The organism is Amycolatopsis sp. NPDC049691, from assembly GCF_040675005.1.
GTDB lineage: Bacteria > Actinomycetota > Actinomycetes > Mycobacteriales > Pseudonocardiaceae > Amycolatopsis.
In genome coordinates this window covers 711,961-737,113 of record NZ_JBFANX010000001.1, presented here as the reverse complement: position 1 = coordinate 737,113, position 25,153 = coordinate 711,961, and the positions used below count along the sequence as shown (strand labels likewise).

Annotated in this window: 23 protein-coding genes; 7 read left to right on the top strand and 16 right to left on the bottom strand. The window is 72.2% G+C overall.

The window, feature by feature from the left end:
* Positions 1-28: 28 nt before the first annotated feature.
* Positions 29-1,489: a cytochrome P450 gene (locus AB0J40_RS03545; protein ID WP_364446887.1), complete on the bottom strand. Its 1,461-nt coding sequence runs from the start codon at positions 1,487-1,489 to the stop codon at positions 29-31.
* Positions 1,490-1,714: 225 nt separating this feature from the next.
* On the opposite strand from AB0J40_RS03545, the gene AB0J40_RS03540 reads away from it, so the two are divergent.
* Positions 1,715-2,176 (top strand): peroxiredoxin, encoded by a 462-nt coding sequence (locus AB0J40_RS03540; RefSeq protein ID WP_364446884.1) that lies wholly within the window; start codon positions 1,715-1,717, stop codon positions 2,174-2,176.
* A 196-nt stretch (positions 2,177-2,372) separates the two neighbouring features.
* Here AB0J40_RS03540 and AB0J40_RS03535 read toward each other — a convergent pair whose 3' ends face one another.
* The 5 genes from AB0J40_RS03535 to AB0J40_RS03515 form a co-directional block, all read right to left on the bottom strand.
* Positions 2,373-2,894 (bottom strand): GNAT family N-acetyltransferase, encoded by a 522-nt coding sequence (locus AB0J40_RS03535; protein ID WP_364446881.1) that lies wholly within the window; start codon positions 2,892-2,894, stop codon positions 2,373-2,375.
* Positions 2,891-3,424 carry a GNAT family N-acetyltransferase gene (locus AB0J40_RS03530; protein ID WP_364446878.1) on the bottom strand — a complete coding sequence of 178 codons (534 nt, stop codon included), beginning with the start codon at positions 3,422-3,424 and terminating at the stop codon, positions 2,891-2,893. Before AB0J40_RS03530 ends, AB0J40_RS03535 begins: the two co-directional genes overlap by 4 nt.
* Positions 3,425-3,465: 41 nt before the next feature.
* Entirely contained in the window at positions 3,466-4,671 is a 1,206-nt protein-coding gene (locus AB0J40_RS03525; RefSeq protein WP_364446875.1) for an LCP family protein, read from the bottom strand.
* A gap of 95 nt (positions 4,672-4,766) precedes the next feature.
* The gene (locus tag AB0J40_RS03520; protein ID WP_364446874.1) at positions 4,767-6,014 is read right to left on the bottom strand and encodes a cyclopropane-fatty-acyl-phospholipid synthase family protein; all 1,248 of its coding nucleotides are present in this window, start codon (positions 6,012-6,014) and stop codon (positions 4,767-4,769) included.
* Between the two features lie 94 nt (positions 6,015-6,108).
* Positions 6,109-6,801 (bottom strand): alpha/beta fold hydrolase, encoded by a 693-nt coding sequence (locus tag AB0J40_RS03515; RefSeq protein WP_364446872.1) that lies wholly within the window; start codon positions 6,799-6,801, stop codon positions 6,109-6,111.
* Positions 6,802-6,917: 116 nt separating this feature from the next.
* On the opposite strand from AB0J40_RS03515, the gene AB0J40_RS03510 reads away from it, so the two are divergent.
* A complete protein-coding gene (locus AB0J40_RS03510; protein WP_364446869.1) occupies positions 6,918-7,646 on the top strand; it encodes an SIS domain-containing protein in 729 nt (242 codons plus the stop codon).
* Positions 7,647-7,759: 113 nt separating this feature from the next.
* Entirely contained in the window at positions 7,760-8,926 is a 1,167-nt protein-coding gene (locus tag AB0J40_RS03505) for a serine hydrolase domain-containing protein (protein ID WP_364446866.1), read from the top strand.
* 42 nt (positions 8,927-8,968) lie between these two features.
* Here AB0J40_RS03505 and AB0J40_RS03500 read toward each other — a convergent pair whose 3' ends face one another.
* The gene (locus tag AB0J40_RS03500; RefSeq protein ID WP_364446863.1) at positions 8,969-10,840 is read right to left on the bottom strand and encodes an ABC transporter ATP-binding protein; all 1,872 of its coding nucleotides are present in this window, start codon (positions 10,838-10,840) and stop codon (positions 8,969-8,971) included.
* A 97-nt stretch (positions 10,841-10,937) separates the two neighbouring features.
* Positions 10,938-11,372: a MarR family transcriptional regulator gene (locus AB0J40_RS03495; RefSeq protein ID WP_364446860.1), complete on the bottom strand. Its 435-nt coding sequence runs from the start codon at positions 11,370-11,372 to the stop codon at positions 10,938-10,940.
* A 72-nt stretch (positions 11,373-11,444) separates the two neighbouring features.
* On the opposite strand from AB0J40_RS03495, the gene AB0J40_RS03490 reads away from it, so the two are divergent.
* Together AB0J40_RS03490 and AB0J40_RS03485 are read left to right on the top strand one after the other, a co-directional pair.
* Positions 11,445-12,296, top strand: coding sequence for an LLM class flavin-dependent oxidoreductase (locus AB0J40_RS03490; protein ID WP_364446858.1), 852 nt, complete (start codon positions 11,445-11,447; stop codon positions 12,294-12,296).
* Between the two features lie 33 nt (positions 12,297-12,329).
* Positions 12,330-13,688: a glycosyltransferase 87 family protein gene (locus AB0J40_RS03485; protein ID WP_364446855.1), complete on the top strand. Its 1,359-nt coding sequence runs from the start codon at positions 12,330-12,332 to the stop codon at positions 13,686-13,688.
* Here the strand turns inward: AB0J40_RS03485 and AB0J40_RS03480 are convergent.
* The 5 genes from AB0J40_RS03480 to dgt form a co-directional block, all read right to left on the bottom strand.
* Complete coding sequence (locus AB0J40_RS03480) at positions 13,675-13,884, bottom strand: helix-turn-helix domain-containing protein (protein ID WP_003071237.1); 210 nt, start codon at positions 13,882-13,884, stop codon at positions 13,675-13,677. The two genes, AB0J40_RS03485 and AB0J40_RS03480, sit on opposite strands and share 14 nt — an antisense overlap.
* Before the next feature lie 177 nt (positions 13,885-14,061).
* On the bottom strand, positions 14,062-15,690 hold the full coding sequence (locus AB0J40_RS03475) for an ABC-F family ATP-binding cassette domain-containing protein (RefSeq protein WP_364446852.1): 1,629 nt from the start codon (positions 15,688-15,690) through the stop codon (positions 14,062-14,064).
* A gap of 137 nt (positions 15,691-15,827) precedes the next feature.
* Positions 15,828-16,469 carry an acVLRF1 family peptidyl-tRNA hydrolase gene (locus tag AB0J40_RS03470; protein ID WP_364446849.1) on the bottom strand — a complete coding sequence of 214 codons (642 nt, stop codon included), beginning with the start codon at positions 16,467-16,469 and terminating at the stop codon, positions 15,828-15,830.
* Positions 16,470-16,527: 58 nt separating this feature from the next.
* Positions 16,528-19,404 carry a S8 family serine peptidase gene (locus AB0J40_RS03465; protein WP_364446846.1) on the bottom strand — a complete coding sequence of 959 codons (2,877 nt, stop codon included), beginning with the start codon at positions 19,402-19,404 and terminating at the stop codon, positions 16,528-16,530.
* Positions 19,405-19,700: 296 nt separating this feature from the next.
* Complete coding sequence (gene dgt / locus AB0J40_RS03460; RefSeq protein WP_364446843.1) at positions 19,701-21,272, bottom strand: dGTP triphosphohydrolase; 1,572 nt, start codon at positions 21,270-21,272, stop codon at positions 19,701-19,703.
* A gap of 105 nt (positions 21,273-21,377) precedes the next feature.
* Here dgt and AB0J40_RS03455 point away from each other — a divergent pair, with 105 nt between their 5' ends.
* On the top strand, positions 21,378-21,767 hold the full coding sequence (locus tag AB0J40_RS03455) for a PASTA domain-containing protein (protein ID WP_364446840.1): 390 nt from the start codon (positions 21,378-21,380) through the stop codon (positions 21,765-21,767).
* Here AB0J40_RS03455 and AB0J40_RS03450 read toward each other — a convergent pair.
* Positions 21,764-22,399, bottom strand: a complete 636-nt coding sequence (locus tag AB0J40_RS03450) for an SRPBCC family protein (protein WP_364446837.1) — start codon at positions 22,397-22,399, stop codon at positions 21,764-21,766. The two genes, AB0J40_RS03455 and AB0J40_RS03450, sit on opposite strands and share 4 nt — an antisense overlap.
* Positions 22,396-22,746, bottom strand: a complete 351-nt coding sequence (locus tag AB0J40_RS03445) for a metalloregulator ArsR/SmtB family transcription factor (RefSeq protein WP_364446835.1) — start codon at positions 22,744-22,746, stop codon at positions 22,396-22,398. The genes AB0J40_RS03450 and AB0J40_RS03445 overlap by 4 nt, the downstream gene beginning before the upstream one ends.
* Positions 22,747-22,892: 146 nt before the next feature.
* Between AB0J40_RS03445 and AB0J40_RS03440 the strand changes: the two genes are divergently transcribed.
* Positions 22,893-24,557, top strand: coding sequence for a GGDEF domain-containing protein (locus AB0J40_RS03440; protein WP_364446832.1), 1,665 nt, complete (start codon positions 22,893-22,895; stop codon positions 24,555-24,557).
* On the opposite strand, the gene AB0J40_RS03435 is transcribed toward AB0J40_RS03440, so the two are convergent.
* Positions 24,537-25,142, bottom strand: coding sequence for a TetR/AcrR family transcriptional regulator (locus tag AB0J40_RS03435; RefSeq protein WP_364446829.1), 606 nt, complete (start codon positions 25,140-25,142; stop codon positions 24,537-24,539). The two genes, AB0J40_RS03440 and AB0J40_RS03435, sit on opposite strands and share 21 nt — an antisense overlap.
* Positions 25,143-25,153 lie beyond the last annotated feature (11 nt).

The following is a 25,153-nucleotide window of genomic DNA, read 5'->3' as shown; positions in this document are numbered from 1 at the left end:
CTGTATGCAGTGGCAGACACTCCGCGGGTCAGCGACGGATCAACCGCACCGGAAGTCCGTCGGCGGGGACCGGAAGGGACACGTAGTCCCACTTCGCGGTGTAACTCTCCGGAACCGACCAGCGGTACGCCCGCAGCATTTCGTGCATCAGCAACTTCACCTCGAGACTGCCGAAGTGGAGCCCGATGCACTTGTGCGCGCCGCCGCCGAAGGGCATCCACGCCATCCGGTGCGACTTGTCCTCGCGCCGCGGCTCGGCGAAGCGCTCCGGGTCGAACTCGAAGGGGTTCGTCCAGCACTCGGGCGTGAAGTGGTTGACCGTCGGCGAGACGCCGCACAGGGTCCCGGCGGGGATGTAGTGGCCGAGGACCTCGGTGTCCTTGACGGTCTGGCGGGTCAGCGACGGCACCGGCGCGACGAGCCGCAGCGCCTCCTTCATGACGAGGTCGAGGGTCTCCAGCCGGTCGATCGCCTCGATGTCGAGGACGTCGTCGCCGAGAGCCAGCGACTCCGCGCGGGCGCGCTCCTGCCACTCCGGGTGCTTGGCGAGGTAGTAGGCCATGGCGCTGCTGGTGATGGTCGTCGTGTCGTGCGCGGCCATCATCAGGAAGATCATGTGGTTGACGATGTCGGTGTCGGTGAAGCGGTCGCCTTCTTCGGTGGTGGCGTGGCAGAGCGCGGTGAACAGGTCGTCGCCGTCCGACTTCCGCTTGGCGGGCAGGGTTTCGCTGAAGTAGCGCTCGAGCACCTTCCGCCCGTGCAGGCCCGCCGACCAGCGCCCGCCGGGCACCGGGAAGCGCACCAGCGCGGTGCCGGCGCGCACGGAGCTGACGAAGGCGCGGTTGATCCGGTGGGCGTCGGCGCCGCTGCGCATGCCCATGAACACGCGCGTCGCGACGTCGAGGGTCAGCTGCTTGAGCGCCCAGTACAGCCGCGGGCGCTCGGTGCCTTCCCAGCTCGCGACGCCTTCGCGCAGCGCCGGGCCCATTTCGCCGACGTAGCCCGCCAGGCGCGGGCGGGTGAACGCCTCCTGCATGATCCGGCGGTGCAGGTGGTGCTCGCCGAAGTCCATCAGCATCAGGCCGCGCTCGAAGAACTTCTCGATGAAGAACTTCCAGCCCTCCTGGGAGAACGCCTTGTCCTTGTTGACGAGCGCGATCTGCGTCGCCTCGGGCCCGGACAGCGCGACGATCCGCCGGCCGAAGCCGCCGGTCCAGGACACGGGGCCGTAGAGCTCGTAGCGGCGGAGGCCGAAGGCGGGCCCGAAGCGCATCATCTCGAGCATGTGCCCGACGACGGGCGGCCCTTCGTCGCCGAGGACGGGCTTGAGGCCGCTGCCCGCGGGCGGCGTCGCGAGCTCCTTGACCGGCCACCGCGACCGCAGCCACCGTTCGTCGACCTTGGGCGGCAGGGGCAGCGCGGTCAAGGGCGGAACGCGCTCGCGCAGCGCTTCGGCGGCTCGGCTGACGGTGCCCGGCAAAGTGACCATCTCCCCGCTGAGATCGGCTACCCCTCCACGATGCACCCTTGTTGACGGTCTGACAACACCTGGGCGGACCTCTTTTCGGGTGATCGGTCCGAGGCAACCAGGCGCCGAAGGCCGCGGCAAGATCACGATGAACGACCACGGCGTCACGCGGGAGACCAAGCCGGTGCGGCGGCGGCTCCGAAGAACCGGCAGGATGGGTTCTGCCGCCGACGAGAAGGGACGTCCATGGACGCCGGAGACCTCGCCCCCGACTTCACGCTGCCCGACGACCGGGGCGCCGAGCGCACGCTGTCGGACTTCCTGGCCACCGGGCCGGTCGTGCTGTTCTTCTACCCCGCCGCGATGACCACCGGCTGCACCGCCGAAAGCTGCCACTTCCGCGACCTCGCCGCCGAGTTCGCCGAGCTCGGCGCGCACCGGATCGGGATCAGCCCGGACGGGGTCACCAAGCAGCGGCAGTTCGCCGAGGCCAACGGCTTCGACTACCCGCTGCTGTCCGATGTGGAGGGTGCGGTCGCGAAGCAGTTCGGCGTCTGGCGGAAACTGCTGCCGCTGCACGCCAAGCGCGTCACGTTCGTGATCGGCGAAGACCGGACGATCCTCGAGAAGATCAAGAGCGAGCTGAACTTCACCGTGCACGCCGACCAGGCGCTCAAGGTGCTGCGGGAACGCAACAAGGTGTCCTAGCGGCGCCACCCCCGCGGGGGCCAGCCCGGCGGGCGGCGCACGCCGGCCGCCGGCCATCCCCGCGGGCGGTCGCGCCGGCGGCGCCGGCCGGCGTACTCGTGCGCCTCGGCGCGGTTGCCGCGCCTCTCGGCCCGGCTCGCGACCGTGCGTCGCTCGCACAGCCACCGGTGACCCGGTTCGGTCACGTAACCCAGGTTCACGGCTTCTCCCAACGCCAGACGTGGTTGACACCCGTGCACGACGGGGCGAGCGGCTTCTCGGCCGGCTCCTCGCGCACCTTCTCGAAGCCGAGGCGGGCGGGCACCGCTCCACTTCGGACGTTCAGCTCGTCGTGCTTGATCTCGACGTACCCGGCACCCAGCCGGAACGCCTCCTCGGCGAGCAACCGGACCGCGCGGGTCATCAAGCCGCGGCCGGTGTACCCGGACGCCAGCCAGTAGCCGATCTCGACCCCGCCCTCGCGCCTCATCGTGCCGATGCCACCCGCGACCGAGCCGTCGACGCGGATGGCGAAGTCGTGCGTTTCCCCGCTCTCCCAGGTCTTCCGGGTGCGCCGCAGGAACTCCGCGCTGTCTTCGGCGGTGTAGCCGTCGGTCGCCCAGATCAGCCAGGCCCCGAGGTGGCCGAGGGACCCGCCGACGGCCGCGGTGAGGTCCGGCTCGTCGGCGAACGTCCAGCGGGTCAGCGTGAAGCCGTCGCCGGCGTAGGTCTCCTTCACGGCTTCTCCTTCCGCCACACCTGCTTGACACCCGCACAGGCCGGCGGATGAACGCCTTCCTCCGCGGGTTCCTTGCGCACCACCGAAAACCCGAGCCGGTCCGGGACCGCTCCACTTCGGACGTTCGCCTCGTCGTGCTTGATCTCGACGTACCCCGCACCGCGCGCGAAAGCGTCCGAGACGAGCAGCGCCACCGCGCGCGTCACCAAGCCGCGGCCGGTGAACTCCCGCGCGAGCCAATAGCCGATCTCGACGCCGCCCTCGCGGGTCATCACGCCGACACCGCCCGCGAGCGAGCCGCCGACGCGGATCGCCCACTCGTACGCCCGGCCGGTTTCCCAGTTCTCGTGCGTCAGCCGCAGGAAGTCCGCCGCGGACTCGTCCGGGTAGCCGCCCACCGCCCACGGCACCCAGTCCGCGAGGTGCGCGCCGGAACCCGAAACGGCGGCCGCGGCCGCCGGCCCGTCGCCGGACCGCCAGCGGGTCAGCGAAAACTCGTCACGGGTGAACGACTCGGCCGGGGTCTCCATGGCGTCCATGGTGCCCCGGCCGAATCGAAACCGCGCCCGATTTAATTGACGATGACGCTGTCCGGGATCTCCGTGTCGTTCTTCAGCGCGTCGAACAGCTGCTTCGACTTGGCCTTGTCCCAGTTCTCCGCCGACCCGTTCGTCACCGGGACCGTCGTCGTCACCACGCCGCCCGAAGAGATGCCGCGCATCGCGATCGCCAGGCCGGCCAGGTTGTGCACGTGGTCGCCCGAGTCCATCGTCAGCGCGTCCGGGCCGGAGCCCAGCAGCGGGAAGAAGTGGAACGGGTTGAGCAGCGTGCCCGGGCTCGCGATCTGGCTCACCAGCGCGCCGATGAACTTGCGCTGGTTGGCGACGCGGTCGAGGTCCGAGCGCGGCGTCGCGTCGCTGTGGCGCATGCGGACGAAGCCCAGCGCCGAGCGGCCGTCGAGCGACTGGCAGCCCGCCTTGATGCTGATCCCCGTCACCGTGTCGTTCATGTCCTTGTCGATGCACATGTCCACGCCGCCGATCGCGTCGACGATCTTGGCGAACCCGCCGAAGCCGATCTCCGCGTAGTGGTCGATGTGCAGCCCGGTGGCGCCCTCGACGGTCTGCGCCAGCAGCGACGGCCCGCCCAGCGAGAAGGCCGCGTTGATCTTGTTCGTGCCGTGGCCCGGGATCTTCACCTGGGAGTCGCGCGGCAGCGACAGCAGTGTCGGCTTGGTGGAGTTGTCCGGGATGTGCGCGACCATGATCGTGTCGGTGCGCTGCCCGCCGCCCGCCGCGGCGACGTCGCCGGTGGCAAGCCGCTCTTCGTCCTCGGCGGTGAGGCCTTCGCGGCTGTCGGAGCCGACGATCAGCCAGTTGGTGCCGGACGCGGCGACCGGGCGGCCGGAGTAGTCGGTCAGCGCGTCGACGCGCTTGATGGAGAACTCCAGGTAGACCCAGATGCCGGCGAGGAACACCACGAACACCAGCAGCAGCGTCAGCAGGATCCTGCCGAAGCTCCAGCGGCGCCGGCGCGGCGGCCGGGACGGCGGGTAGTCGTCGTCGGGCCGCCGGGGCGGGTCCTGCCGGGGCGGCGGGGGCGGCGCGTACTGCGGCTCGTCCTCGCGGGTGCCCATCGGGCGGGTGCGCTCGTCGTACGGGCTGCGGCCGCGCCCGGGCAGCGGCATCATCTGCGCGCGCTGGTGGTCCCGGGGGCGTGCGGGAGGCCGGGGCGGCATGCGGCGCCCGCCGTCGTCGCCACGGTACGTCATCTCCATCACCCAATCCCGATCCGGACAAAACTGTCGTCGTCAGTACACCGCACGTCCTCTACAGGAGGACGTCCGGCACCGGGTCGGGTTGTCCGGCGGGGTTACCCGCCGGTCGCCTCGTAGCCGAACTGGTGGACCTTGAGGTACCCGGAGCGGAACCCGGCCTCCGAATAGGCCAGGTAGAACTCCCACATCCGGCGGAAGACGTCGTCGAACCCGAACCCGGCGATGTCGGCCCAGCGGTGCAGGAACCGTTCGCGCCACAACCGTAACGTGCGCGCGTAGTCCTGGCCGAACTCGCGCATCCCGGCCAGCTTGAGCCGGGTGTTCGCCTTGACGCCCTCCTCGATCGAGCGCACCGACGGGATGATGCCGCCGGGGAAGATGTACTTGTGGATCCAGGTGTAGGCGCGCGAAGCCGCCAGCATCCGATCGTGGTCCATGGTGATGGCCTGCAGGCCGAACCGCCCGCCGGGGCGCAGCCGCTCGCCGATCACCCGGTAGAACTCCGGCCAGTAGGACGCGCCGACGGCCTCGATCATCTCGACGCTGACCACGGCGTCGTACTGGCCGCTCGACTCGCGGTAGTCGCACAGCTTCACGTCGACGCGGTCGGAGAACCCGGCCGCGGCGATGCGCTCGGTGGCCAGCGCCCGCTGTTCCTCCGAAATGGTCAGTGACGTCACGTGCGCGCCGCGGGCGGCGGCGCGGATGGCGAGTTCACCCCATCCGGTACCGATTTCGAGGACTTCGCTGCCCTCGCGGACGCCGGCGTAGTCGAGCACGCTGTCGATCTTGCGGTGCTGCGCCCCGGTGAGGTCGTCGCCGGGGCCGAACAGCGCCGAGGAGTACGTCATCGACTCGTCGAGGAACGCGCCGAAGAGGTCGTTCGACAGGTCGTAGTGCCGGTGGATGTTGGCCCGCGCGCCCTCGAGGGTGTTCTCCTCGGACGGTGGCTGCGTGCGCTCGGCGATCCGCCGGAACTTCTGCAGCGCCGGCGGCACCAGGGTGGCCATCCGCTCGGCGAACGGCGTCAGCACCTCGGCCAGGTCGGAGGCGGTCCAGTCACCGGCCATGTAGGACTCGCCGAAGCCGATCTTGGCGTCGACGCCGAGGCGGTGGAAGAAGGACTCCGGCCGCAAAATGCGCATTTCCGGCGATTCCGGGCCACCGGCACCGAGGACGGTGCCGTCCGGGAACGTCACCCGCACGTCGAGCGGGCGGACGGCACGGCGGAACAACGCGGCGGCGATCCGCGCGCGCAGCGCGGAGTGCGGCGGAGCGGCCAGACCCGGCCAGCGGGACTCGTCGGGGATTTCCCGGGCACGGTCAACACTCGAGGTGGTCACGGTTCTCCCTCCGGCCGGCCAGGTACGCCGGTGATCGATCCTAGTCGCCGCACCCCCGCGGCGCGCTTCGCCGAATGCCCTGTTCGGGGCCCTTTCACACGGGTATCCGCAGGCGCTCGGGCCCCGGCGCGGCCCAGGCGCCGCGGAGCTCCGGGCCGGGGTTCCCGGCGAGCACTTCAAGTGTGAAAGCAATCGTCAGCCGGGTCCACACGGACGACCGGCGGAGCATCGCGTGGCCTTCGTTGGCGATCTCGAACCGGGCGACGCGGGCGGCGACGCCCTCGGCGCGTTCGGCGAAGGCGTGCGACTCGGCCGGGCTGGTCATCCGGTCGCGGGTGCCGTGCACGATCAGCACCGCCCGGCCGGCGACCGCGTCCACCGGCTCGCCGCGGGGCGTCCACGGCGCCAGCGCGCACACCCCGCGCACGGCCGGGTCATCGGCCACGCGCAGCGCCACCCGGGCACCCATGGAGTGGCCGACCAGCACGACCGGCAGGCCGGGGTGGTCGGCGCGGATGCGTTCGAGGGCCCACCGGGCGTCGTCGACGGGGTCCATCGCGGGGGCGTTCCAGCCGTAGCGGCGGTTGCGCACCAGGCGCACCTCGACGCCGTGGCCGCGGCCGGCGCGGTGCAGGGCGCGCGCGATCGGCACCATCCGCAGGAAGGCGAGCTTCCAGGGCGCCACCCTGCCGGTGCCGCGTTCGGCGCCGCCGTGCAGCACGAGCACGACCGCCTCGGTCCGCCCGCGCGCCGGCCACACCGACACCGCTGGTTCCGCTTCGCCCACCCCACGTCCTCCTGACACCGCATCCGGGTCAACCCCGCCCGCCCACCGGGCTATTCCACCGCGCACCACCATCTTCGCGGTAGATTCGGCGCCCGATCCCCTACGGAAGGGTGGGTGTGGTGAGCGCCACGGACATCTCGGGCAGCGTCGCCAAGCAACTGGCGGACGTCGAGCAGGCCAACGCCGAGGCGGTACGCGAAGCCGCGGACCTGGTGCTGGGGGTGATCCGGGCCGACGCACTGGTCTATACCGCCGGGGCCGGACACTCGCTGGCGGCCGTCGCCGAGACGTTCTACCGGGCCGGCGGCCTGGCCTGCGTCTACCCGCTGTACCACCCGGACCTGCTGCCGCTGCACGGCGCGGTGAGCAGCACGCAGACCGAGCGGCGCAGCGGGCTGGCCGCCGAAGTGCTGGCCGAGCGCGCGCCCGGACCGGACGACGTGCTGGTGGTCTTCTCGACGTCCGGGTCGAACCCGTACCCGGTCGAGCTGTGCATCGAAGCCCGCAAGCGGGGGGCCGCGGTCATCGCGATCACGTCGCGGGCGTGCGTGGCGGCGGCGCCGAAGCGGTCGTCGAGCACCCTCGTGGAGCAGGGCACGGTGGTGCTGGACTCGCTGGTGATCCCCGGCGACGCGAGCTACCCGCCGGACGCGCCGCGCACCGCGCCGCTGTCCACTGTGGTCAACGCGTTCCTGTGGAACCTCGTGCTGGCCCAGGTCTACGACCGCGGCACGGCCGAAGGGCTCGACGTCCCACTGTGGCGAAGCTCCAATGTGGAGGGTGGCGACGAGGCCAACGCGGCGCTGCTGGCCAAGTACGGCGAGATCGTCCCGCGGCTGCGCTAGCCCATCTCGTGAAAAAGCACCGGCCGGGCACGCCTTGACGGGCGTGCCCGGTCCCCTTTAGCGTCGACATACCGACTGGTCGGTGTGGACCGGTCGCTCCCCGAGGAGGTCCGATGGACAGCGCCACGGCGACGGTGCACGGCGAATGCGCTCCCGGCTTCGAACCGGTGCGCGCGGCCTTCGAGGAGAACTTCCGCTCCCGTGGCGAGCTGGGCGCCGCGTTCACCGCCCTCCGCGACGGCGAGGTCGTGGTGGACCTGTGGGGCGGCTGGTCCGGGCCCGAGCGCACCGCCGAATGGCAGCCGGACACCCTCGCCAACGTGTGGTCGACGACCAAGGGCATGACGGCGATCTGCGCGCACAAGCTCGTCGACGCCGGCGAGCTGGACGTGGACGCGCCGGTCGCGAAGTACTGGCCCGAGTTCGCCGCGGCGGGCAAGGCGGAAGTCCCCGTGCGGTGGCTACTCACCCACCGCTCCGGCGTCCCCGGGATCGGCCTGGACCGGCCCGTGCGGGTCGAGGAGCTGTACGACTGGGACCTCATGACGTCGCTGCTGGCGGCGCAGGAACCGTTGTACGTGCCCGGTTCCGCGGGCGGCTACCACGCGCTGGCCTACGGCTGGCTCGTCGGCGAGGTCGTCCGGCGGATCGCCGGGCAGGGCATCCGCGAGTTCTTCGCCGAGCAGGTCGCCGGGCCGCTGGACGCGGATTTCTCGATCGGCCTGGCGTCGGACGCCGACCTGGACCGCTGCGCGACGCTCGTCGACCCGGTCATGACCGAGGAGATGGCGAACGCGCTGGCCACGGCGTTCGCCGCGGCCGGCCCGGTCGCGCAGGCCGCGCTGACCAACCCGCAGCTGGCGGGCCACCACGCGAACGACCCGGCGTTCCGCCGCGCGGTGATGCCGGCGTTGAACGGCCACGGCACGGCCCGCGCGATCGCGACGATCTACGGGGCACTGGCCACCGGCGGCCTGCTGTCGGCGCCGACGCTGGCTCGCGCGCGGGAGAGCCAGGGCAAGGAGATCGACGCGGTCCTCGGCCTGCCGAACGAATGGGGGCTGGGCTTCTACCTGGGCAGCGACGCCCGGGGCTTCGGCCCGAACCCGGCGGCCTTCGGCCACGACGGCCTGGGCGGTTCGACGGGCGGCGCGGACCCGGAGAACGGCATCTCCTTCGGCTACACGCTCAACCAGCTGGGCCCGCTGATCCGCGACGACCCGCGGAAGATGGCGCTGGTCAACGCGGTGTACGAGAGCCTGGACGCGCAGCAGGGCTGACAGCGAGGTGGCGCGCGGCAACCCGCGCGCAACCTTGCCTGCTCACGCCACCGCCGGCTCCTCCTCCGCGAACTGCGTCGCGTGCAACGTCGCGTACCGGCCACCTGCGGCCAGCAGCTCCTCGTGCGTGCCGCTCTCGACGATCTCCCCGTGCTCCAGCACCAGGATCCGGTCGGCCGCCCGCACCGTCGACAGCCGGTGCGCGATGACCAACGCCGTCCGGCCGGCCAGCGCGTGGGTCAACGCCTCGCCGACCGCCGCTTCGGACTCCGAGTCCAGGTGGGCCGTCGCCTCGTCGAGGATGACCACCTTCGGCTGCGCGAGCAGCAGCCGCGCGATGGTCAGCCGCTGGCGTTCGCCGCCGGACAACCGGTAGCCGCGCTCGCCCACCGTCGTGTCGAGGCCGTCGGGCAGCGACCGCACCAGCTCGCCGAGCCGCGCCCGCTCCAGGGCCTCCCAGATCTCGTCGTCGGTGACGCCGGGCCGCGCGTAGGCGAGGTTGGCGCGGATCGTGTCGTGGAAGAGGTGCCCGTCCTGCGTCACGACGCCGACGGTTTCCCTCAGCGAAGCGAAAGTCAGGTCGCGGACGTCCACATCGGACAGCCGCACCGACCCGGAGTCGACGTCGTACAGGCGCGGCAGCAGCGACGCGATCGTCGACTTGCCCGCGCCCGACGACCCGACCAGCGCGACCATCTGACCCGGCTCGGCGCGGAACGAGATGCCGTGCAGCACCTCTTCGCCGCCGCGGTGGTCGAGGGTCGCGACGTCTTCCAGCGACGCCAGCGAGTACCGGTCCGCCGCCGGGTAGCCGAAGCGGACGTCCGAGAACTCCACCGAAACGCCGTCCGAAGCGGGCAGAGCACGCGCGTCCGGCTTCTCCTTGATCATCGGCTCCAGGTCCAGGACCTCGAAGACCCGCTCGAAGGACACCAGCGCGGTCATGACGTCGACGCGGACGTTGGCCAGCGCGGTCAGCGGCGCGTACAGCCGGGTCAGCAGCAGCGCCAGCGCGACGACCGTGCCCGGCGCGAGCACGCCGGTCAGCGCGAGGTAGCCGCCGAGGCCGTAGACGAGCGCCTGCGCCAGCGCCGAAACCAGGGTCAGGCTGGTCATGAACCAGCGGGTCAGCATCGCGGTCCGGACGCCGATGTCGCGCACCCGCCCGGCCCGCAGGGCGAAGTCGTCCGCCTCCTGCACCGGCCGGCCGAACAGCTTCACCAGCGTCGCGCCCGGCGCGGAGAACCGCTCGGTCATCTGCGTCGTCATGCCCGCGTTGAGGTTGGCGGCCTCGCGCTGCAGCCCGGCCATCCGGCGGCCGAGCCGGCGCGCCGGCACCACGAAGATCGGCAGCAGCACCAGCGCGAGCAGGGTGACCTGCCACGACAGCGTCAGCATGACCGCCAGCGACAGCGCCAGCTGGATCGTGTTGGTGACCAGGCCGGACAGCGTCGCGGTGAACGTCCGCTGCGCGCCGATGACGTCGTTGTTGAGCCGCGAGACCAGCGCGCCGGTGCGGGTGCGGGTGAAGAACGCGATCGGCATCCGCTGCACGTGCTCGAACACCGCGCGGCGCAGGTCGAAGATGATGCCTTCGCCGATGCGCGCGGACTGCCACCGCTCGACCAGGCCGAACCCGGCGTCGGCGATCGCCAGCGCGGCGATGACGACGGCGAGCCAGACGACCAGCGGCAGGTCACGCCCGCCGACGATCGCGTCGACCACCTTGCCCGCCAGCACCGGCGTGGTCACCGCGAGGACCGCCGAGACCACGGTCAGCACGAGGAAGGCCAGCAGCCGCCGCCAGTGCGGCCGGGCGAACCGCGCGACGCGTTTCAGCGTGCCGCGGCTCAGCCCCTTCGGCACGTCGTTGGCGCGCATCGCCGAGCTCAGCAGCGCCCAGGTGTTGTCCATGGGGAACCCCCAGTCTCAAAACCTCTACTATAGCTGAGGTTTTCTCCGGATATGACCTGGACAACGCGGCCGCTGTCCGTTTGCTTCCCGCCGCCGTTCACTCCCCGCGAACAACCCGCCCCAGCGCGTCCCGGAACTGCTCCGCATCCGCGAGGGGCGCCAGCAACCGTGCCTCGGCCCGCCCGGTGACCTCTTCGCCTTCCGCGCGGACCCGCTCGCCTTCGGCGGTCAGCGTAACGAGGCGCTTGCGGCGGTCGCCCGGCGCGACCTCGCGCCGGACCAGTCCCTTGGCTTCCAGCTCGTCGACGAGCGCGACCATCGTGGTCCGGTCGATGCCCAGGCGCGCCGCACCGTCCTGTTGGGACAGCGCCGGGCCGTCCCCGAACAGCGTGAGCAGCGCGAGCTGGCGGCCGGTGATCCCCAGCGGGGCGTACAACGGCTCGGCCAGCTCGGCGAGCCGCAGCTGGGCGTGCTTGAGCAGGTAACCGAGGCGCCGTGTGACGGCGGGCGGCGCACCGAGGTCGCTGGACATGTGAGAACTCTACCTCTACGCTGATCGTCAGTTGTACTGATGATTCTATGAGCTGATAATCAGGAGGTCACGATGACCACGGTCGGGCTCAAGCCACCCCAGCAGCACATCGGCATCGCCGCGCTCCGCCGGATCTGGGCCGTCGCCGACGACGCCGGGTTCGACGGTTGCTGGGTGTTCGACCACCTGGCCCCCATGGGCCGCGACCGGACCGGCGACATCTTCGACGGCTGGACGCTCCTCGCGGCGATGGCCGAAGCGACGAAGCGGGTGCGCATCGGCTGCCTGGTCTCGGGCAACACCAACCGCCACCCGGGCACGCTGGCCAAGATCGCGGCGACCGTCGACCACCTCTCCGGCGGACGGCTCGACGTCGGCCTCGGCGCCGGCGGCGACACCCTCACCGACGCGATGATGGGCACGCCGACACCACCGCCGGTCGAACGCGTCGAAATGCTCGCCGAGACCTGCGAGATCCTCGGTCTGCTGTGGACCCGGCCGGAAACCGGTTACGCCGGCCGCCACTACACGCTCACGGGCGCGGTCAGCGATCCGAAGCCGGTGCAGCCGAAGCCGCCGCTGTGGCTGGGCAGCAGCGGCGAGAAGCGCGGCCTGCGGGTCGTCGCGTCGCACGCCGACGTGTGGCTCAACGCGGCGCTGCCGGGCACGGAAATCGCCGAGCTGCAACGGCTTTCGCGCGTGCTCGACGAACACTGCGCGGCAGTGGGGCGCGACCCGGCGACGATCCGCCGGGCGGTGCAGTTCCGCCTGCCGTCCGATGCGGACAGTGCGGTGCGGCTGGCGCGCAGCTACGTCGAGGCGGGCTTCACCGAGCTGGTGCTGATGCCGACCGGGCACGACGACGTCGAGAAGGCGGTCGACGCGGCGGCGGAGCTGCTCCCCCGCCTGCGCGACGTCGGCTGAACCGGGCAGCGGGGCCCTCGGTAGCCTCAAGAGGTGGAAACGGAGGTGGGCCGGGCGCCCGCATGGCGGCGCGCGGCACAGCTCTTCACGGCCCCCGCGCGCGAACCCGGCGCGGCCGCCCTGCGCTGGGACCTGGGCTTTTACCTCGCCTGCCTGGCTTTCGCGCTGCCGACCGCGCTCGTCGCCGAGTTCTACGGCTACCGCGTCTGGGGCAACTTCGCGACCGTCGCGTACGGCTTCGGCGCGCTCCACAGCGGGTGGCTGCTGCTGCTGTCGGCGCGCAGCGGCCGTACGCCGCACGGAGTACTCGGCTCGCGCTGGTGCGGCATCGCCGCGGTCGCGCTGTTGGCAATGATCCTTCCGTTGCTGCTTCTGGTGATCCGTCGGCTGACCGGGGTGGACTGGCTGATCACGCCGTTCTCGTGGGCCGCGCAGCCTGAGGTCTGGGTGATCGAGCGGTCCGCGGATCTGCTGCTGCACCACGGAACCCCATACGTCGACGTCACCGCGCTCGGCCGGGCGCCGGAGGTCAACGACTACACCCCCTACGGCCCGGTCATGGCGGTCTTCGGCCTGCCGCGGGCGCTGTTCGGCGGCACCCCGCTCGGCGACGCGCTCACCGACGCCCGCTGGATGTTCGCCCTCGCCGCCTGCGCGTGCGTGCTGGGCACGCTGAAGCTGCTGAAGTGGCCGAAGGTGCCGGTCGGCGCCGCGCAGCTCGCGCTGGCCTGCCCGCTGACCGCGCTCACCTGGGCCGTCGCCGGGCCGGACCTGGCGATCGTCGGGTTGCTGGTGCTCGCCTGCGCGCTCGCCGCCACCGGGCGGGCCGCGTGGTCGGGCCTGGTACTGGCGCTGGTCGTCAGCGCGAAGCTCATCGTGGCGCCCGCGGCCGCGGTGCTGGTGGTGTTCGTGCTGGTGCGCCGGGGAAGGAACGGGCTGGACTGGCCCGCGGTCGGGCGGTTCGCCTCAGCGCTGGTGGCGACGACGGCCGCGCTGCACCTGCCCGTGTACCTGGTGGATCCGGCGGCGTTCGCCGAGCACGTCTTCCGGTTCCCCCTCGGGATGGGCGTCGTACGCTCGCCCGCGGCGAGCCCGCTGCCGGGTCACCTCGTCGCCGAGCTCGGCGTCCTCGGCCGGGTGACGGCGTTCGTGCTCGTCGGCGCCGCGGCCGTGGCCATGCTGGTCTGGCTGGTGCGCCGGCCCCCCGCGAACGGCTCCGGCGCAGTCCTGCGCATCGCCGTCGGACTCGGCGCGTTGATCCTGCTCACCCCGGCCACCCGCTACGGCTACCTGGTGTACCCGCTGGTCCTGCTCGGGGCCCACCTGGTGTTCCGCGTGGCCGAAGCTCCCGCTGCGCCCCCCGCGCAGCAGTCCGCGACTACTTCTTCTTGACCCGCGTGGCCCCGCCGCGCCCCCGCAGCTGGACTCCGGACTCCGACAGCACCCGGTGCACGAACCCGTAGGACCGGCCCGTCGACTCCGCGAGGGCCCGGATGCTCGAGCCCTTCTCGTATTTCTTCTTCAGGTCAGCGGCCAGCTTGTCGCGCGTGTTGCCGGTGATCCGCGCGCCTTTCTTGAGATCAGCCACGTCGATCGCCTTCCCGCCGAGAGTGTTCTGGGCCACATATCGGCCCCTGCCGGGGCAATGATCGAACACTGAGCGCCGGATTGCCAGACGACAGCCCTAAAACAGCCGAAATTGCGATCACATTGGGCCATTCCAGTGCCGGGCGGGAGTGATCTTGCACCCGAATGGACGCATCGATCACGCGAGCTGGACAAGTTCCAGGTAGTCCGCCGACCAGTGGTCCTCGGTGCCGTCGGGCAGCAGGATGACCCGCTCCGGCTCGAGCGCCTCGACCGCGCCGGGGTCGTGGGTGACCAGCACGACGGCGCCCGCGAAGCTGCGCAAAGCGTCCAGGACCTGGGCGCGGCTGGCCGGGTCGAGGTTGTTCGTCGGCTCGTCGAGCAGCAACACGTTGGCAGCGCTGGACACCAGGCCCGCCAGGGCGAGCCGGGTCTTCTCGCCGCCGGAAAGCGTGCCGGCCGGCTGGTCGAGTTGTTCGCCGGTGAAGAGGAAGGAGCCGAGCAGGTTCCGCAACTCCTGAGCGCCCGTGTCCGGGGCGAGATGTCGGATGTTTTCCCACACCGACGCATCATGATCAAGAGTTTCGTGTTCCTGTGCGTAATAGCCCAAACGCAATCCGTGACCCGGAACGACGGATCCGGTGTCCGGGGTTTCCATTCCGCCGAGGAGCCGGAGCAATGTCGTCTTTCCCGCGCCGTTGAGCCCGAGTACGACGACCTTCGAACCGCGGTCGATCGCGAGATCGACGCCGGTGAAGATTTCCAGTGAGCCGTAGGACTTCGAGAGGTCCTCGGCGGTGAGCGGGGTCCGGCCGCAGGGGGCGGGCTCGGGGAACTTGATCCGGGCGACCTTGTCGGCCTGACGGGTGTCCTCGAGCGCGTTGAGCATCTGCTCGGCCCGGCGGGCCATGTTCTTCGCCGCCACGGCCTTCGTCGCCTTCGCGCCGAGCTTCGCGGCCTGCTGCTGCAGCGCCGACGCCTTCTTCTCGGCGTTGGCGCGCTCGCGGCGGCGGCGCTTCTCGTCGGTGGCGCGCGCGTCGAGGTAGCGCTGCCAGCCCATGTTGTACAGGTCGAGCTCGCCCCGGGTGGCGTCGAGGAACCACACCTTGTTGACCACGTCGGCCAGCAGCTCGACGTCGTGGCTGATCACGACCAGGCCACCGTCGTGCTGCTTGAGGAACCCGCGCAGCCAGTTGATGGAGTCGGCGTCGAGGTGGTTGGTCGGCTCGTCGAGCAGCAGGATCGTCTCGGACTTGCCGCCGGCGCCCGCTTCGGCCGCGGCGAACAGGATCCGCGCCAGCTCGACGCGGCGGCGCTGGCCGCCGGAAAGCGTCTGCAGCGTCTGGGCGAGGATCCGGTCGGCCAGGCCGAGGTTGGAGCAGATCCGCGCGGCTTCGCTCTCCGCGGCGTACCCGCCGAGCGACGCGAAGCGCTCTTCGAGCCGGGCGTAGCGGTTGATGGCCTTGTCGCGCGCGGCGTCGTCGACGAGCTCGGCCATCGAGGCCTGCGCCTTCTCCATGTCGCGCATCAGCTTGTCGAGGCCGCGCGCGGACAGCACGCGGTCCTTCGCGGTGACCGAAAGATCACCTTCGCGCGGGTCCTGCGGCAGGTAGCCGAGCTCGCCGGTGCGGCGGACCTCGCCCGCGTGCGGCTCGCCTTCGCCGGCGAGGACCTTCAGCGAGGTGGTCTTGCCCGCGCCGTTGCGGCCGACGAGACCGATGCGGTCGCCGGACTGGATGCGGACGGTGACGCCGTTGAGCAGGATGCGCGAACCAGCGCGCAGCTCAAGGCCGGTGGCCGTGATCAAGGGAAACTCCCGTGGAAAGGGGGCGTACGGAGGACAGCGTCAGGCGGCCGCGAGGGCCGCGGCGTCACTCCAGCTGGATATCCACGAGGACCAGTGTACGGGCCGGGGTCGAGGGGTTTTTCCGGACGTGTGCGGTCTCACCCGTCGCGCAGCGTGACCTGCACCGACAGCGCCCGCGCGGCGGCGTCCTCGAGAACGGCGTAGCTCGGGTCGCCGACGTCCAGCACGCGCGGTTCCGCACGGGCGAACAGCGGGGCGAGCCGGCGGTCCTCGCGCAGCTCGTCGAGCGCGCGGCGGTCTCCGCCGAGCACCACGGCGTCCACTGCGGACAGTCGCGGGACGAGCACCTCGAAGGCGTCCTTCGCCGCGTCTTGGAGCGCGTGCCGCGCCTGTCCCGCGCGACGCCGGGCGAAGCGCTGCTGCGACCAGCCGCCCGCGGCGGAGCGGCCCTGCACCAGGTGCCGGTCGGTGCGGGAGACCTCGATCCGGCCGTCCCGGGCGATCCCGACGCTGTGGCCGCCGAGCCGCACCAGCAGGAGCGCGATCCGCCGGGGCACGAGGGCGTGGGCGGCGAGGGAACTGCCCTCGGGGAGCGGTCCGAAAGGGACGGTCGCGGTCGCGGAGGCCCCGTCGGCCGCGGTCACCCGGACCTCGAACGGCGCGGTTTCGGTGGCGGTGATCCCACCGTGCCGCTCGGCGAACCGGGCGAAGAACCCGTCCAGGCGCTCCGGCGGCACCTCGACCGCGCGGCCGCCGCCCGCGACTTCCCGTGGCTTCACGGGCGAAACGGTACGGGGCCGCCGCGATCACCGCGACGGCCCCGCTCCGGACCACTGCTTACAGCGGGTGCACCGGGCCGTTGTTCGTGTAGCCCCGCACGTTCGACGGCGCGCCGGCCGCCGGGGGCTGGACGAACCCGTTGATGTGCAGGGCGACCGAGCGGATCGAGCCGACGTCGCCGCCCGCCGCGTCGACCACGCCGAACGTCCACGTGCCGTCGACCGCCGCACCGGTCAGGCCGCCGGTCAGCGCCTGCGTCGGCCGCCACGAGCCGGTGAACGGCGCGTTGGCCGAGGTCACCGTGCTGAACGCGGCCGCGGCGTTGTCCGCGAAGACGACCTGGCACAGGTTCTTGCCGGAGCCGCCGTTGCGCTGGAACACCGTCGCCTTCGCACCCGAAGGCGCCGTCAGCGTGCCGACCAGGTCACCGACGTAGGAGTGGTTGAGCCCCACCGTCGTCGAGTTCGGGTCGGTGCTGCAGGTGGTGCCGTCGACCGAGAACGTCACCTTGGACGCGCGGCCGACCCCGGTGACCGGGATGGTCACCGACGCCCCGACCGGGCTGTTGTCCGGGATCGCCACCGGCGCGCCGGTGTAGGCGAAGTCCTGCGCGACCGGCGACGGGGTGCCGACCGGGAGCGAGAACGACGTCGTCGTCGGCGAGTGCGCGCCGGCGAAGGTGACGCGGGCGTTCAGCACGACCGGCGCGCCGAGCTGCTGCGTCGCCGGGACGGTGATGGTGAAGTCGTTGACGCCGGTCTGTCCCGGGCTGATGGTGCCGTAGGACTTCGACCGCGGCGCCACCGTGACACCCGGGGTCGGGCTGCTGAGCACGACGCTGGTGGACACGGCCGTGCCGTCGCCTTCGTTGGTCACCGGCAGGGTCACCTTGGCGGTGTCGCCCGGGTCGAGCGCGGAGCCGCCGTCGGCCGGGGTGACCGTCGGCTGCTTCGCCACCGCGAGGGGCTGCGGGCTGGCGCCGGTGTAGGCGAGCACCTTGTCCGCGAGGATGACGCCGGCGCCGGTGAAGTTGTCGCGGCCCGGGGTTTCGATGTCGATCGCGGTGTTGATCAGTGCCTCGCGCACCTCGGACGGCGGCAGGCCGGGGTTGCCGGACAGCACCAGCGAGGCGATGGCGGCCGCGTGCGGCGCGGCGGCCGAGGTGCCGAAGAACGGGTTGAACCCGGTCACGCTGGTCTGCACGCCGTCGGCCGCGGTGATCTCCGGCTTGTTCCGGACCTCGCCGCCGGTCGAGGACACGTTGCCCGGGGTGATGGGCGTGCCGTCGGCTTCGTAGAACACGCGGCGCGGGCCGTCGGAAGTGAACCGCTCGGCCTTGGTGGCACCGCTGAACGCCGCCGGGTACGGGCCCGCGGGGTTGGCCGGGTCACCGGGCTCGAGGGCACGGCCGAAGGCCTTGGCCGCCGGGGCCGCCGCGACGCTGAAGGCGTCCCGCGCGGCCGAGTGGCCGACCGTGACACCCGGGGTGTTGTAGGCCTTGAGGCCGTCCGCCGAGTCCTTGAACCGGCCGCGCAGCGCGGACAGCGACAGGTAGCGGTTCGCACCCGAGAACTTCACGACGGCCAGGCGCAGCCCGGTGCCGCCGAAGAGCGGCGTCTGCAGGATCTCGTACGGGTCCTGCGTGCCGTCCTGGACGTTCTGGCTGAAGCTGACCACGGCACCCGCGGCGTTGAGCAGGTAGAGGTCGTAGTCGTTGGCCGAGTGCCCGAGCGGGTCGGACCAGTGCAGCGTCACCGGGACGCCGGCCGAGGAGGCGTCGGAGATGGGCTCGTAGATCTGGTTGCCCGCGGCGCCGGCGAAGTTGTGCGCGACGCCGGCGAACTTGCCGACCGACTTGCCGGAGTCGACGAAGTCGCCCTCCCAGTGCGCGGCGGTGCCGTCGGCGACGTTGCCCTCGTTGCCCGCCGAGGAGAAGTACAGCGCGCCGTTCGCGGTCACGTCGTTCACGGCCTGGGCGATGATCCAGTCCTGGAACGGGGATTCCTTGAAGTAGATGACGTCGTCGACGATGACGTCGCAGTGCGACTCGAAGCGCAGCTTGCGGATGTTGTCCGCGAAGCTGGCGTCGGAGTTGAACGCCGAGGCGAAGCCGAGCTTCGCGTTGGGCGCGAGGTCGTGGATGATCTCGAGCATCGCGGTGCCCTCGTCGCCGTCGCCCTCCTGCCCGGCGATGACGTCGACGTCCGGCGGGAGCTCACCCTTGGCCACCGAGGCGGCCAGGGAGTCGACGCCGTCGGACAGCGCGCACGCCTTGACGCCGACGCCGGTGACGCCGAACTGCTGGCGGGCGAGGTCGGCGTTGTGGGCGCGGTCGCCCTCGCTGGTCAGGGTGGCGGCCGCCGCGGCGCTGCGCTGCGACTTCGCGGCAACCGCTTTCTGCAGCTCACCGGCGATGCGGTCGGCCTTCTGCTGCTTGGTTTCGGTCTTGGCCGGCGTCGTCGCCGGGGTGGCCAGCTCGCGGGCGGTCATGGCCTGGTCGGCCTGCTCGACGCGCTGGACGTCGCCGCGGGCGGCGATCGCGGTGACCTGGCTCAGCGGCACCTCGGCGCGGACGCTGCCGTAGCGGTCCGACACCGCGCGGATGCCCGCACCGGCCTTGGTCAGCGAGCCGATGAGGTCCGGGGTGACCTTGCTCGCGCGGATGTCGACCAGGACGGTCCCGGCCGAGGACACCGCAGCCCCCGACTGCAGCGCGGTCAGCTGCTTGGCGACGCCCTTTTCGGCGACGAGCAGCTTGCTGTCCACTTTGGACTCGGCGGCCGAGCGGCCCGCCTTGACCGCCTGCAGCGCGGCGATCTGCTGCTGGGCGGTTTCGGTGAAGGCGTCCGGAGTGGACGCGGTGGCGGCGCCCGCGACGGGCGGCGACACGAGGCCGAGCGCGGCGAGCAGTGCCGCGGCCCCGGCGGTGAGCACAGTGGATCTCGATCTCGTGGAACGGGTACGACGCACGAGCGCCCTCCGATATCTCCAAGGCGCGTGCCCCGACTCACGCTGACCGACGCCGGTGATCACCGGCTGGATCAAGCTAAGTACGGTGCGTTCATCGTAAAAAGCGGCCGTTGGAGTGACAAAGGACGGATAATTTCCCGAACCGGCCACAGGTCGTAGGCCGTTCAGCGCAACGGAATGCCGGTCACCGGACAACCACCGGACAACGGGTTCGCGACGTGCAACGGCCGTCCGCGGCGGCGGAACCCGTTACCGGCCGGTCAGAGCACGAACGAGTCCGACCACGGCTGCGCGGCGCGGCCCGACAGCGCGTCCAAAAGGGTCACTGCCTGCTTGTCGGTCAGCGAAGCCACGAAGTCCACGACCGCGCGGCCCCGCGCCAGGCCGCGCACGGCGTCCGGCCCGGACACCGGCTCCCCCGTCGCCCCGACGAGCAGCTCCGGCGCCGTGCGCGCCAGCCCCGTGTACTCCGCGTGCGCCAGCTCGACCAGGTCGTGCAACCGCCGCGGCAGCCGCGAAACCTCGTCGCGGTCGGACAGCCACGCGTCGAGCGCGTCGACCAGGCTGGTCACCAGCCCGGCCTGGCCACGCTGGTGCAGCGCGAGGTCCGGGCGCAGCAGCACGAACCGGCGGTGCACGAACTTGAGCACCTGGACTTCGTGCCACTGCGCGGGCCGCAGCGAGACGTGACCGGCGCGGGTGGAGGGGTCCGCCAGCACGAACACGCCGTCGACCAGCCTCGCGGTCCAGTTCGCGGAGAACGCCGCCGTGGCCTGCTCGGCCTCGATCGAGCCGTCGAACTCCCCGGCGAGCAGCCCGTCGACCAGTTCGGCGCGCACCCGCGCGACGGCGGCGGCGAACGCGTCGTCGTCGACGATCCACGCGTCCTTGACGTGCATCCGGCGGCGGACGCGCTCGAGCGAGCGACCCGGGCGGCGCAGTTCGGCGTGCAGCGTCTCGTCGTCGAGCGCGGCCAGCTCGCCCGCGTGCTCGAGCCACTCCCCCAGCTCCGCGGCCACCGGCGCGTGCTGCAGGACGCCGATGCGGTGGAAGTCCTGCAGGTCGTGGATGGCGTAGGCGATGTCGTCGGCGGTGTCCATCACGGACGCTTCGACCGTCTGCTGCCAGCCTTCGACGCGCCCGGCGAACGCCGCGCGCGCCTGCTCGAAGTCGTCGAGTTCGGTGGCGTAGGCGGAGAACTTGGCCGCGCCGGTGCCGGGCAGGTCCTCGGGTTCGCCGGCCCCGCGCGGCGGGACGGCCATCGCGGACGGGTGCGGCGCCGGGTGGTGCAGCCGCAGCCACGGGTACTTGAGGACGGCGGCGCGCACCGCCGTGGTGAGGTCGAGCCCGATCGCCGACGGCCCGCGCACGTCGGTCGTGGTGATGATGCGGAACGTCTGCGCGTTGCCTTCGAAGCCGTCGGCCAGGCCGAAGCGGTGCCGGGCGATGCGGTCGAGCGTCTGCTCGCCGAGGTGCCCGAACGGCGGGTGCCCGAGGTCGTGGGCGAGCGCGGCGGCCTCGGCGACGTCGGGGTCGCAGCCGCCGAGCTTGTCGGCCAGGCCGGCGTCGGGCCCGGTGGTGATCCGCTCGGCGATGGCGCGGGCGACCTGGGCGACCTTCAGGCTGTGGGTCAGCCGGTTGTGCAGCAGCCCGGCCCCGCCGGCGCTGACCACCTGCGTCACCCCGCCGAGCCGGGCGAAGAACGGCGAGGCGGCGATGCGGTCGCGGTCGATCCGGAACGGGCTGGTCGCCAGGTCGGTGAACCCGCCGACGTTGGCGACGGGGTCCCGCCGCGCCACCCTCGGGTCGGTGTGTTCGCTGCCCTGATCCATGCGCCCGACCTTATCCGGCGGGTTCCGGTTCACCCGATCGATGGGCAACATCACGAGTTCGCGGATCGATTGAAGGGGGTATCCGCCACAGGAAGAGGAGCCGCCATGAACCGCCCGATTCGCCTCGCCGCCGCCCTGGTGCTCGGTACCGGGCTCGCCGCCTGCGGCGCCGGGCCGGCGGGCGGCCCCGCGTCGACCACCGCAACCGTCACGACCGGCGCCGAAATCACGACCTCCGCCGCGCCGGCCCCGACCTCGGAGCCGGCAAAGCGGATCAAGGTCCCCGACGTCTCCGGCATGAACCACCAGGACGCCCAGGACGCGATGCAGCGCGCCGGCCTCTACAACCTGCGCGAGGTCGACGGCACCGGCCGGGGCCGGGCGCTGGTGATCGACCGCAACTGGGTCCAGACCGGCCAGGACCCGGCGGCGGGCACCGAGGTCCCGGCCGACGCGGTGATCACCCTGACCGCGGTCAAGTACACCGACCGCTAGGCCTCCGGCGGGGTCGTGTAGGCCTTGAGCGTGCGGTCGGCCGCCGCCCGGGCCTGCTCCGGGTCCGCGCCCGCCGCGACGTCGGCTTCGTACCAGGCCTCGCCCGACGCGGTCATGAACCGGATGCCGTCGGGCGACATCATCCAGGCCATCGCGGCCTCCGGGTCGACGGCCGTGCCCGGCGCGCGCAGGTGCAGGACCAGGCCGACCAGCGCGCCGTCCCAGCCGATGCCCACCGCACCCGGGCCGAACTCGCCCCAGCGCTCGTCGACGTGGGCGACGTGCTCCAGCTCGAACCGGGTGCCGTCGCCCTCCGGCGTCAGGCGCACCTCGATCCAGCTGACGTTGCCGCCGAACTCCCAGGTGGCGGCGAAGCTCTTCGGCGGGTCGCAGCGTTCGACCGTGCCGCCCGCGTTGCCCTCGAACTGGTACTTCCCGCCGACCTTCAGCTCGCCGCTGACCGGCAGGAACCAGCGCGGGATGCGCTCGGGGTTCGTGCAGGCGTCCCAGAGGTCGTCGACGTCGGTGTCGTAGACCTGGCTGATCGTGAGGACGCGGGCCTCCTTCCCCTCGAGCACCCGGTCGCCGAGCGTCCGGCGGACGGCGCTGATCTGGTGGCTGACCTCGATCACGAACCTTCTCCTTCTTCGGTGTTTCGCCGGGCGCGCTTGCCGCGGGCGATTTCGGTGGCCAGTGCGTCGAGCGGCGGGGTCCAGAACCGGCGGAACCGGTCGAGCCAGGCGTCGACGTCGCGCAGCGGGTCGTGCCCGACCGCGTACAGCCGCCGCGCGCCGTCCTGGCGGACGACCGCGAAGCCGTTGTCCCGCAACACCTTCAGGTGCTGCGACACCGCCGGCTGCGAGATGCCGAACTCGGCCCGGATCACCTCGGTCACCGCGCCGGCGGCCCGTTCGCCCTCGGCCAGCAGCTCGAGGATCCGGCGGCGGACCGGGTCGCCGAGGACGTCGAACGCGTGCACGTCGTCAAGCTACAAGCAGTGACTTATATAAGTCAAGGCTGAACTAGTGGCGGACATCACTCTGCGTTACTCCGATGTGGGTAACGGCGGTGAACATCAGTCGACATCCGTTTCGTTTCGCGGCCCGACCCGCGACGATCGGGGGCGTGAAGTCGCCACGCGCGGTCCGCTTCGCCTTCCAGCCGCTGTACAGCCTCCACACCGGGGGCGTCGTGGCGCACGAAGCGTTGGCCAGGCCGGGCCAGGGCACCGTCCCCGAGCTGCTCACCCAGGCGCGCCGCGAAGGCCGGCTCGCCGAGGTCGACCTCGGCCTCGCGATCGCCGCCGTCCGGCAGGACGAGACGGCGCTCCCCCTGCACCTCAACCTCTCCGCGCGCACCCTCGCGGCGCCGGCGGCGATGTACGACGACCTCCTGGCCGAGCTCGGCGACGCCGGGCGCCGCACGCGCGACGTCGTCCTCGAGATCGGGCCGCCGTTCGCGCCGCTGCCCGCCGACCGCGCGCTGGCCGGGATGCGGACGCTGACCGAGCTCGGCTTCCGGCTCGCGCTCGACGGCCTCGGCCGCGGCGACCTGCCGCTGGGCCTGCTCGTCGACGCGCCGGTCGACCTGGTCAAGCTCGACCGCACGGTGCTGCGCGGGCTGCCCGACGACCAGGCGTCGGTCGCCGTCGTCGAGGCGCTGCTGCACTACACGAACCGCACCGGCACGCGGCTGGTCGCGACCGGCGTGGAGACCGACGGGCAGCTCGACGCCGTCCGCGGTCTCGGCGTCCGGATCGCCCAGGGGAACCTGCTCGCCCCGCCGACCGCCGCCGGGCCCGCCCCGGCGCTGCTCACGCGGCCCCAGCAGGCCCCGCGTGCGCCGGGGCCGGCGCAGTGCGTCGGCGACTTCCTCCGGCCGGCCACGACGCTGCCGGAGTCCGCGACGTGCGACGAAGTCCGCGAGGTGCTGGCCGCGGCCGACGCGCCCTCGGGCGTCGTCGGGGTCGACGAGCTGAACCGGCCGCGCTGGTCGGTCGACCGGACGCGGTTCCTGGTCGCGGTCACCGGCCCGTACGGGCACGCGTTGCACGCGAAGCGCCCGGCGGCGCGGCTCGCGGACACGCCGCACACGATCGAGGCCCGCGCGGGCGCGATGGAGTTCCTCGAGCTGGTCACCGACGCCGACTGGGGCCGCACCGGCGACGACGTCGTGGTGGTCGACGAGGCCGGCCGCTGCCTCGGTGTGGTGCTGGTGACCGAGGTGGTGCGCGGGGTGGCCGAGGCGAAGGTCGAGGCCGCGGCGGCGCTGAACCCGCTGACCCGGCTGCCGGGCAGCGACACGGTGGCCCGCGACGTCGCCCGCCGGATCACGATCGGCGAGCCGTTCGTGGCGGCGTGGCTGGACATCGACGCGTTCAAGGCGGTCAACGACACGGCGGGCTTCGCGGCGGGCGACGACCTGATCCGCGAACTGGGCGGCGCGCTCACGGCGTTGTCCGGGCAGCTGCGGCGGATGCGGGTGAGCCACGTGGGCGGCGACGACTTCCTGGTGGTCTGCGACGTCGACGAGATCGCGACCGTGGCGGGAGCGCTGCTGGACCGCCAGTGGACGGCGGACGGGATGCCGGTGACGGTCTCGCTGGCGACGCTGGTGTGCGCGAGCGGGTCGATCCGCTCGTACCAGGAGGTGTCGCGGCTGCTGGCGCCGTTGAAGAAGCGCGCGAAGGCGGTGCCGGGGTCGAGCTGGGTGCTGAGCCGCCCGGGCGCGGACCGGGTGGAAGTGCTGCGCGGCATCGGCACCCGCGGCCTACAGGCGGCCGCCGGCTAGCTGGGCCCGGATCGCCTCGGCCGTCCAGGTCACGTAGTCCTCGTGCGGCCAGCCGCACACCCCGGTCAAGTGGTCGTAGGCCTCGTGCGACGTCAGCAACCCGATCGCGTCCGCGAGCCGGTCCGAAGCCGGTGCCCCCGCCTGCGTCAACCGCTCCTTGATCTCCGCCCGGCGGGCCACCGCCAGCTCCGCGCGGACCGCCGCCACCGCGGGGTCGGCCATCGCCGCCGTCGTGAACGCGCGCCAGATCGGCAGGGACCGGCGTACGCCCGACGCCAGCCGCGCGACCAGCTCCGGCAGGTCCTCCAGCGTGCTGCGCCCCACCAGGCCGTCCAGGTCCACCGCGTCCGGGTTGCCGGCGAAGCCGTCGCGGAACGCGGCCAGCAGCAGATCCGCCTTGCGGCCGGTCTGCGTGACCGTCTCCAGGCTCACCTCCGCCGCGGCCGCGATCTGCCGCATGCTCGTGCCCGCGTAGCCGCGCTCGGCGAACAGCCGCCCCGCTGTCGCCACCACGTGGGCGCGGGTCTGCCGGGCTCGCGCCGAGCGCACGGGTGACGAGTAGCGGCGTCGTTCGGGTATCGTCATCAATTGGATGG

What these genes read in the sequence shown, in the direction of transcription:
- AB0J40_RS03545 (WP_364446887.1), bottom strand. Translation starts at nt 1,489, where the DNA reads ATGGTCACTTTGCCGGGCACCGTCAGCCGAGCCGCCGAAGCGCTGCGC.
- AB0J40_RS03540 (WP_364446884.1), top strand. Translation starts at nt 1,715, where the DNA reads ATGGACGCCGGAGACCTCGCCCCCGACTTCACGCTGCCCGACGACCGG.
- AB0J40_RS03530 (WP_364446878.1), bottom strand. Translation starts at nt 3,424, where the DNA reads ATGGAGACCCCGGCCGAGTCGTTCACCCGTGACGAGTTTTCGCTGACC.
- AB0J40_RS03525 (WP_364446875.1), bottom strand. Translation starts at nt 4,671, where the DNA reads ATGGAGATGACGTACCGTGGCGACGACGGCGGGCGCCGCATGCCGCCC.
- AB0J40_RS03505 (WP_364446866.1), top strand. Translation starts at nt 7,760, where the DNA reads ATGGACAGCGCCACGGCGACGGTGCACGGCGAATGCGCTCCCGGCTTC.
- AB0J40_RS03500 (WP_364446863.1), bottom strand. Translation starts at nt 10,840, where the DNA reads ATGGACAACACCTGGGCGCTGCTGAGCTCGGCGATGCGCGCCAACGAC.
- AB0J40_RS03495 (WP_364446860.1), bottom strand. Translation starts at nt 11,372, where the DNA reads ATGTCCAGCGACCTCGGTGCGCCGCCCGCCGTCACACGGCGCCTCGGT.
- AB0J40_RS03490 (WP_364446858.1), top strand. Translation starts at nt 11,445, where the DNA reads ATGACCACGGTCGGGCTCAAGCCACCCCAGCAGCACATCGGCATCGCC.
- dgt (WP_364446843.1), bottom strand. Translation starts at nt 21,272, where the DNA reads ATGGATCAGGGCAGCGAACACACCGACCCGAGGGTGGCGCGGCGGGAC.
- AB0J40_RS03455 (WP_364446840.1), top strand. Translation starts at nt 21,378, where the DNA reads ATGAACCGCCCGATTCGCCTCGCCGCCGCCCTGGTGCTCGGTACCGGG.
- AB0J40_RS03435 (WP_364446829.1), bottom strand. Translation starts at nt 25,142, where the DNA reads ATGACGATACCCGAACGACGCCGCTACTCGTCACCCGTGCGCTCGGCG.